This window comes from Pseudomonas fluorescens group sp. PF-69, from assembly GCF_054481235.1.
The window spans coordinates 5027504-5036237 of sequence record NZ_JBTMNC010000001.1 but is presented as its reverse complement, the minus strand read 5'-3'; the positions used below and the strand labels follow the sequence as shown (position 1 = coordinate 5036237).

Genomic DNA, 8734 nt, shown 5'->3' with positions numbered 1-8734 from the left:
ACAGGAGGCTTACCGCACCTGCTTTCGAATAAGGACATTCACCCCGTGGCCGCTTACTCCCTCGTTATCCGCCGGTTGCTGATCTGCTCGCTGACCATCGTCATCAGCCGCGCGATCACCAGCCCCATGCTCACGCTGTTCCTGAGCAACAAGCTCGGCCTCAACCAACAGGACGTTGGCTTGCTGCTGGGCATCGCGGTGTTCATCGCAACCTTGCTCACGCTCTACGGCGGTTACATCATCGATCGCCTGGAAAAACGCCGTCTGCTGATCCTGACGATGCTATCCAGTGCCATCGGCCTGGTGCTCCTGACCTTGGCCGAAAACCTTTACCTGACCACCGTCATCCTGGTGGTCACCGAAACCGCTTCGGCGTTGTTCCTCATCGGTTCAAAAGCCATCCTCAGCGAAAACCTGCCGGTGGGCCAACGGGCCAAGGCGTTTTCCCTGAGCTACACCCTGACCAACATTGGCTACGCCATCGGCCCGATGCTCGGCGTGGTGATTGCCGGGATTTATCCGATCGCGCCGTTCCTGATCGCCGGCGCCATCGCCTTTTTCAGCATTTTCCTACTGACCGGCGTTGCCAGGGATCCGGCGCTGCCCCCTGCAATCGGACAGGCGCAGAGCTTCCTCAACACCCTGATCACCCTGAAAAACGACCGCACCCTGATCATGTTCACCTGCGGTTGCCTGCTCAGCACGGTCGTGCACGGACGCTTTACCTTTTATCTGTCGCAGTACCTGCTGGTCACCAGCGACGACCAGAACACCCTTAAAGTCATGGCGGCCCTGCTCGCCTGCAACGCCATCAGCGTGATCCTGTTGCAGTACCAGATCGGGCGTTTTCTCAAGCGCGAGCACTTGCGCCACTGGATCGTCGGCGGAACGGCTTTGTTCATCCTTGGCCTGATCGGCTTCAGCCTGGCCGATAGCCTGGTGGGCTGGTGCGTGGCGATGTTCATCTTCACCCTCGGCGAAATCATCATTTACCCGGCCGAATTTCTCTTCGTCGATACCCTGGCCCCGGCTGAACTGCGTGGCAGCTATTACGGCGCACAAAACCTGGCCGCCCTGGGCGGTGCACTCAGCCCGGTAATTTGCGGCTTCCTGCTGATGCACACCCCGGCGCCCACCATGTTTTATGCCCTGAGTGTCCTCGCAGCCTTCGGCGGGATGCTGTGCTTCATGAGCGGGCGTCGCGTGGCAATACATCAGAAATAATGAACTGAAGCTTCATTAATATGAATTTGTCAGCATCAGGAATCACCGGCACACTGTGCTCGTTCCTCCCCCAACAGTTGGAACAACTTCAAGGGCTTTCCGGGCTTCCCCCGGTAAGCCTTTTTTTTCCTCGATTTTGTTCAAGGGAACGCACTCCGACATGCTCGCTCGCTGGTTACCTGCCGCCATCAACACCCGCCCCTCTGAATGGAGCCGCGCCGCCATCGGCATGGCCTTCGGCACCCTGCTCAGTGTCTGGCTGTGTGGGCAGGTATTCGGTATCGAGGTGGCACAACATCTGATCGGACCGTTAGGGGCGTCGGCGGTGTTGCTCTTCGCCGTATCGTCAGGGGCGCTGGCGCAACCCTGGTCGATTCTCGGCGGCTACCTCAGCGCGGCGGTGGTGGCGCTGTTGGTGGCGCACGTACTCGGGCGCACCTTGACCAGCGCATGCCTGGCCGCCGGCATGGCCCTGGTCCTGATGTGCTGGCTGCGCTGCCTGCATCCACCGGCCGGCGCCCTCGCCTTGACGCTGGTGCTGGCAGACCCGGCGACCGTTGCCCTGGACTGGAAAGCCCTCGGCCCGGTAATGCTCGGTGCCTCGATCATGTTGTTCTGCGCCCTGGCCTACAACAACCTGACGCGCATCCGTTACCCCAAGCGTGCCAACGAACCGGTGGCCGTGGTGCCTGCCGATCATCCGCCAACTGACCGCCAGGCGATCACCGCCGAGGACCTGAAAAAGGCCCTCGCCGATATGGAGGCGTTCTTCGACGTCACGCCCGAAGACCTTGAACAATTGATACATACCAGTGAGTTACACGCCAAACGTCGCAGTATTGGTGAAGTACTGGGCCGCAGCGCCTGAACACGTCGTTGTCGGCCACAGGCGTCGATGGTTGCCATGCATAAATGCAGTAAGCACCTGCACATTTCCCGGTTGTACATCATAAATTTGCACTGTTACGATCCTGCATCGCTCGCGCGCGAGCTTCTTAATAAAGAACAATAAAAGCAGGGAGTTAGTGATGACTGCTCAGGTTTCTTCTCCGCGGACACAGTCCATGGATGCCACGCAAAACGACGTGCTGACCGAGGTTCGCAACCACATCGGTCACCTGACCCTCAACCGCCCCACCGGCCTCAACGCCCTCACACTGGACATGGTCCGCACCCTGCAGCGCCAACTCGATGCCTGGGCGCAGGATCCGCAGGTGCACGCAGTCGTCCTGCGCGGTGCCGGCGAGAAAGGCTTCTGTGCCGGCGGCGACATTCGCTCGCTGCACGACAGTTTCAAGAACGGCGACACCCTGCACCAGGACTTCTTCGTTGAGGAATACGCTCTCGATCTGGCGATCCACCATTACCGCAAACCGGTACTGGCCCTGATGGACGGTTTTGTACTCGGCGGCGGCATGGGACTGGTGCAAGGCGCCGACTTGCGCGTGATCACCGAAAAAAGCCGTCTGGCCATGCCGGAAGTCGGGATCGGTTACTTCCCGGACGTCGGTGGCAGTTACTTCCTGCCGCGCATTCCCGGCGAGCTGGGGATTTACCTGGGCGTCAGCGGCGTGCAGATCCGCGCCGCCGACGCGCTCTATTGCGGCCTCGCCGACTGGTATCTGGACAGCAGCAAACTGGCCACGCTGGACGAAAAACTCGATCAACTGCAATGGCGCGACACGCCACTGAAGGACCTTCAGGGCCTGCTGGCGAAACTCGCGGTGCAACAGCTGCCCGACGCGCCGCTCGCGGCGTTGCGTCCGGCCATCGATCACTTCTTCGCCCTGCCCGATGTGCCGGGTATTGTTGAGCAACTGCGCACCGTGACGGTCGCCGACAGCCATGAGTGGGCCACGACCACCGCCGACCTGCTGGAAACCCGCTCTCCGCTGGCCATGGGCGTGACCCTGGAGATGTTGCGACGCGGTCGGCGTCTGACCCTGGAACAATGCTTCGCCCTGGAGCTGCACCTGGACCGCCAGTGGTTCGAGCGCGGCGACCTGATCGAAGGCGTGCGCGCCTTGCTGATCGACAAAGACAAACAACCACGCTGGAACCCGCCTACCTTGCAGGCGCTGGACGCCGGGCACGTTGCGAGTTTCTTCCAGGGTTTCGATGAGAGCGGGAGCTGAGTCATGCACGATATCGAATTGAGCGAAGAGCAAGTGATGATCCGCGACATGGCCCGGGACTTCGCCCGTGGCGAAATCGCCCCCCACGCCCAGGCGTGGGAGAAGGCCGGCTGGATCGACGATGGCCTGGTGGCGAAGATGGGCGAACTGGGTTTGCTGGGCATGGTGGTGCCCGAGGAATGGGGCGGCACCTACGTCGACTACGTGGCCTATGCCCTGGCCGTGGAAGAAATCTCGGCCGGCGACGGCGCGACCGGCGCCTTCATGAGCATCCACAACTCGGTGGGCTGCGGGCCGGTGCTCAACTACGGCACTGATGAACAAAAACAGACCTGGCTCGCGGATCTGGCCAGCGGCCAGGCCATCGGCTGTTTCTGCCTGACCGAACCCCAGGCCGGTTCCGAAGCGCACAATTTGCGCACCCGCGCCGAATTGCGCGACGGTCAATGGGTGATCAATGGCGCCAAGCAATTTGTCAGCAACGGCAAACGGGCAAAACTGGCGATCGTGTTTGCCGTGACCGACCCGGACCTGGGCAAGCGCGGTATCTCGGCGTTTCTGGTGCCCACCGATACCGCGGGCTTCATCGTCGATCGCACTGAACACAAGATGGGCATCCGCGCCTCCGACACCTGCGCCGTGACCCTGAACAACTGCAGCATTCCCGAGGCCAACCTGCTCGGTGAACGCGGCAAAGGCCTGGCCATCGCCCTGTCCAACCTTGAAGGCGGACGCATCGGCATCGCCGCCCAAGCGCTGGGCATTGCCCGAGCGGCCTTCGAAGCGGCGCTGGCCTACGCCCGCGAACGCGTGCAGTTCGACAAGCCGATCATCGAGCACCAGAGCATCGCCAACCTGCTGGCCGACATGCACATGCAATTGAACGCCGCACGGTTGTTGATCCTGCACGCGGCGCGCCTGCGGACAGCCGGCAAACCCTGCCTGTCGGAGGCCTCGCAAGCCAAACTGTTCGCCTCGGAAATGGCCGAAAAGGTCTGTTCCTCAGCGATTCAGATTCACGGCGGTTATGGCTACCTGGAAGATTATCCGGTGGAGAAGTACTACCGGGACGCGCGAATCACACAGATCTATGAAGGATCGAGCGAGATTCAGCGGATGGTGATTGCGCGGGAACTGAAGAACTACCTGGTGTGAGGCCCTGTAGGAGCGAGGTAGCTGAGCTGAGGGCGCCTCAAAAGCATCGCGGGCAAGCCCGCTCCCACAGGTTTTTCGGTGCGAAAAAAAATCCGCAGCACACCCAAAACCTACTGTGGGAGCGGGCTTGCCCGCGATGGCGTTAGCAAGAGCGCCGCATTACTTGCCCTGGAACTCAGCCTCACGCTTGGCAATAAACGCCGCCATGCCTTCCTTCTGATCCTGCGTTGCAAACGCTGCGTGGAACACCCGACGCTCGAAACGCACGCCTTCCGACAGGCTCACCTCAAACGCGCGGTTGACGCTTTCCTTGACCATCATGGCGATCGGCAGGGACTTTTTGGCGATCAGCGTCGCGACTTTCAGGGCTTCCTCCAGCAGTACATCGCTTGGCACGATCCGCGCCACGATCCCGCAACGTTCCGCTTCCACGGCATCGATCAAACGCCCGCTCAGGCACATTTCCATGGCCTTGGCCTTGCCCACGGCGCGGGTCAGGCGCTGGGTGCCGCCCATGCCCGGCAGCACGCCGAGGTTGATTTCCGGCTGACCGAACTTCGCGTTGTCGCCGGCCAGGATGAAATCGCACATCAACGCCAGTTCACAGCCGCCGCCCAGGGCGAATCCGTTGACCGCGGCGATGATCGGCTTGCGACGGTTGGCCACGCGATCGCTGTCGCTGAACAGGTCATCGAGGTAGATCTGCGGGTAGGTCAGCTCGGACATTTCCTTGATGTCGGCACCGGCGGCAAAGGCTTTTTTCGAGCCGGTCAGCACGATGCAACCGATGTTCGAATCGGCTTCCAGACCATCGAGGGCCTGGTTCAGCTCGCCGATGATTTGCGAATTCAAGGCGTTCAGCGCTTGCGGGCGGTTCAAGGTGATGAGGCCTACACGGCCGTGGGTTTCCAGCAGAATCGTTTCGTAGCTCACAGATGGACTCCTTCTCAAAGATTGCGCGAAATAACCATGCGCTGAATGTCGCTGGTGCCTTCGTAGATCTGGCACACCCGCACGTCGCGGTAGATCCGCTCCAGCGGAAAGTCGTTCAGGTATCCGTAACCGCCAAGGGTCTGCAACGCCGAGGAGCAGACCTTCTCGGCCATTTCCGAGGCGAACAGTTTGGCCATCGACGCTTCGACCAATGCCGGTTTGCCGCTGTCACGCAGGGCGGCAGCGTAATACACCATTTGCCGGGCGACCGCAATTTGGGTCGCCATGTCGGCCAATCGAAAAGCCACCGCTTGATGCTCGATGATCGGCTTGCCGAAGCTCTCGCGTTCGCGGGCATAGTCACGGGCCGCTTCGAAGGCCGCGCGGGCCATGCCCACCGATTGCGAGGCGATGCCGACACGGCCGCCTTCGAGGTTGGCCAGGGCGATCTTGTAGCCTTCGCCCTCCTCGCCCAAGCGATTGGCCACCGGGACTTTCACGTCTTCGAAGAGGATCTGGCAGGTGTCCGACGCGTGCTGGCCGAGTTTGTCTTCGACCCGCGCGACTTTGTAGCCCGGCGAATCGGTCGGCACGATCAGCGCGGTGATCCCGCGTTTGCCGGCACTCGGATCAGTCACCGCAAACACAATCACCACCCCGGCGTTCTGCCCGGAGGTGATGAATTGTTTGCAGCCATTGAGCACATAGTGATCGCCTTCAAGGCGTGCACGGGTTTTCAAGCCGCTGGCATCGGAGCCGGCCTGGGGCTCGGTCAACGCGAAGGCGCCCAACATCGCACCGCTGGCGAGGGGCTTGAGGAAGCTTTCTTTCTGCTCGTCGTTGCCGTAGTTGAGGATCGGCACGCAACCCACCGAGTTGTGCACGCTCATGATGGTCGAACAGGCCCCGTCGCCGGCGGCGATTTCTTCCAGAGCCATGGCATAGGCCAGGTAACCGGTGTCGCATCCGCCCCACTGCTCCGGCACCAACATGCCGAAAAAGCCCAATTCAGCCATCTCGCCGATGGCTTCCTTGGGAAAGCGGTGCTCGCGGTCCCATTCGGCGGCGAACGGTTTCAGCCGTTCCTGGGCAAATTGCCGGGCCATGTCGCGGATTTGTTGTTGGTCGTCATTGGGGATCATGGTGAATCCTTAAAAAATAAGCCTTCGTACAACTACCTGACTGAAACACTGCCCCCTGTAGGAGCGAGCCTGCTCGCGATGGAGGTTAACGATGACGCGGGCTGCCTGGATAAACGTGGCGCCCTTGCGTTCATCGCGAGCAGGCTCGCTCCTACAGGGGGGCGGTGTCAGTACAGGCATTCCACGGCCATGGCCGTCGCTTCACCGCCGCCGATGCAGATGGCCGCCACACCGCGTTTCAAGCCTTTCTGGCGCAGCGCCGACAGCAGGGTCACGAGAATCCGCGCGCCGGACGCACCGATCGGGTGGCCCAGGGCGCAGGCACCGCCGTGCACATTGACCTTCTCGTGGGGAATTTCCAGTTGGGTCATGGTCACCAGGCTGACCACGGCAAAGGCTTCGTTGACTTCGACCAGATCGACCTGGTCCAGCGACCAGCCGGTTTTGTGCATCAGTTTCTTGATCGCACCGACCGGTGCCACCGGGAACAGGCCCGGCGTATCGGCAAACGCCGCGTGACCGTGAATCACCGCCAGCGGCTTGAGGCCGCGCTTGTCAGCTTCGGAACGGCGCATCAGCACCAGCGCCGCCGCGCCGTCGGAGATCGAACTGGAGTTCGCCGCCGTGACCGTACCGCCCTCGCGGAACGCCGGCTTCAGCGAGGCAATTTTGTCCAGCCTGGCTTTTGGCGGTTGTTCGTCGTTGCTGATCGTCACCTGTTCTTTGCCGACGGTCACGGTCAGCGGCACGATCTCGTCCTTGAAACGACCCTCCTTGATCGCCTGCTGTGCACGGGTGGTCGAGGCGACGGCGAAGGCATCCTGAGCCTCGCGGCTGAAACCGTTGGTTTCGGCGCAGTCTTCGGCAAAGGTACCCATCAGGCGGCCCTTGTCGTAAGCGTCTTCGAGGCCGTCGAGGAACATGTGATCGAGCACGCGGCCGTGGCCCATGCGGTAACCGCTGCGAGCGCGGTCCAGCAGGTACGGTGCGTTGGACATGCTTTCCATGCCGCCCGCGACGACCACCTCGGCGCTGCCGGCGACCAACATGTCGTGGGCCAGAATCGCCGCTTCCATCCCCGAACCACACATCTTGTTCAGGGTGGTGCAGCGTGTCGATTTATCCAGCCCGGCGCCCAGCGCAGCCTGGCGCGCCGGGGCCTGGCCGAGGCCGGCGGACAGGACGCAGCCGAACAACACTTCTTCGACCGCTTGCGGGGCGATACCGGCGCGCTCCACCGCGGCCTTGATGGCCGCCGCACCGAGTTGCGGCGCGGTCAGGCTTTTAAGCTCGCCCTGAAAGCCACCCATCGGGGTGCGGACGGCGCTGACGATGACGATTGGATCGTTGGAAAGGCTCATGACAATTCCTCTTATTTGGCGGCCATGCGCAAGGCACCGTCGAGACGGATCACCTCGCCATTGAGCATGCTGTTTTCAATGATATGCCTGACCAGCTCTGCGTACTCGGCCGGTTTGCCCAGTCGCGGCGGGAACGGCACGCCGGCGGCCAGGGAATCGCGCACTTCCTGGGTCATGCCGGCCATCATCGGAGTTTCGAAAATGCCCGGGGCGATGGTCATCACACGGATGCCGAAACGCGCCAGTTCACGGGCGGCGGGCAAGGTCAGGCTGACGATGGCACCTTTGGACGCGGCATAGGCTGCCTGGCCGATCTGGCCATCGAAAGCGGCGGCGGATGCGGTATTGATGATCACGCCGCGCTCGCCATCGGCGTCCGCGTCGGCTTCGGCAATCGCCGCCGAGGCGAGGCGCAGCATGTTGAAGCTGCCGATCAGGTTGACGTTGATCACCTGGCTGAAGCTGGACAGCGCGTGCGGACCGTTCTTGCCGAGGATCTTCTCGCCACGCACGATGCCGGCGCAGTTGACCAGGCCATTGAGACCGCCAAAAGCCTTGACCGTGGCCTGCACCGCCGCTTCAGCCGCGGCTTCGTTGCTGATGTCCGCCACCACGCTTTGCGCGCCGAGGCGTTGGGCCTGGGCTGCGACGGCTTCGGCGTTCATGTCCACCAGCATCACCTTGGCGCCGGCCGCAACCAGCACTTCAGCGGTGGCCGCACCCAGGCCGGAGGCGCCGCCGGTGACGAGAAAAACCTTGTTTTCGATCTGCATCATTGTTTCCT

General features: G+C 62.0%; 8 protein-coding genes. 4 read left to right on the top strand and 4 right to left on the bottom strand.

The annotated features are described in order from the left end of the window. Positions 1-45: 45 nt before the first annotated feature. The 4 genes from ACX3YF_RS23805 (at position 46) to ACX3YF_RS23790 (ending at position 4514) form a co-directional block, all read left to right on the top strand. Positions 46-1224, top strand: a complete 1179-nt coding sequence (locus ACX3YF_RS23805) for an MFS transporter (protein ID WP_458974420.1) — start codon at positions 46-48, stop codon at positions 1222-1224. Positions 1225-1384: 160 nt separating this feature from the next. Next, positions 1385-2092 (top strand): HPP family protein, encoded by a 708-nt coding sequence (locus ACX3YF_RS23800; protein ID WP_196585650.1) that lies wholly within the window; start codon positions 1385-1387, stop codon positions 2090-2092. 160 nt (positions 2093-2252) lie between these two features. Then, entirely contained in the window at positions 2253-3359 is a 1107-nt protein-coding gene (locus ACX3YF_RS23795) for an enoyl-CoA hydratase/isomerase family protein (protein ID WP_458974419.1), read from the top strand. A gap of 3 nt (positions 3360-3362) precedes the next feature. Next, the gene (locus ACX3YF_RS23790) at positions 3363-4514 is read left to right on the top strand and encodes an acyl-CoA dehydrogenase family protein (protein WP_130209893.1); all 1152 of its coding nucleotides are present in this window, start codon (positions 3363-3365) and stop codon (positions 4512-4514) included. Positions 4515-4673: 159 nt separating this feature from the next. On the opposite strand, the gene ACX3YF_RS23785 is transcribed toward ACX3YF_RS23790, so the two are convergent. The 4 genes from ACX3YF_RS23785 to ACX3YF_RS23770 all read right to left on the bottom strand — a co-directional run bounded on the left by ACX3YF_RS23785 (position 4674) and on the right by ACX3YF_RS23770 (position 8723). Beyond that, entirely contained in the window at positions 4674-5447 is a 774-nt protein-coding gene (locus ACX3YF_RS23785; RefSeq protein ID WP_130209895.1) for an enoyl-CoA hydratase, read from the bottom strand. Positions 5448-5461: 14 nt separating this feature from the next. Continuing rightward, positions 5462-6589, bottom strand: a complete 1128-nt coding sequence (locus tag ACX3YF_RS23780; protein ID WP_458974418.1) for an acyl-CoA dehydrogenase — start codon at positions 6587-6589, stop codon at positions 5462-5464. Positions 6590-6756: 167 nt separating this feature from the next. After that, positions 6757-7950: an acetyl-CoA C-acyltransferase gene (locus ACX3YF_RS23775; protein WP_130209899.1), complete on the bottom strand. Its 1194-nt coding sequence runs from the start codon at positions 7948-7950 to the stop codon at positions 6757-6759. 11 nt (positions 7951-7961) lie between these two features. Next, positions 7962-8723: an SDR family NAD(P)-dependent oxidoreductase gene (locus ACX3YF_RS23770; RefSeq protein ID WP_458974417.1), complete on the bottom strand. Its 762-nt coding sequence runs from the start codon at positions 8721-8723 to the stop codon at positions 7962-7964. Positions 8724-8734: the final 11 nt, after the last annotated feature.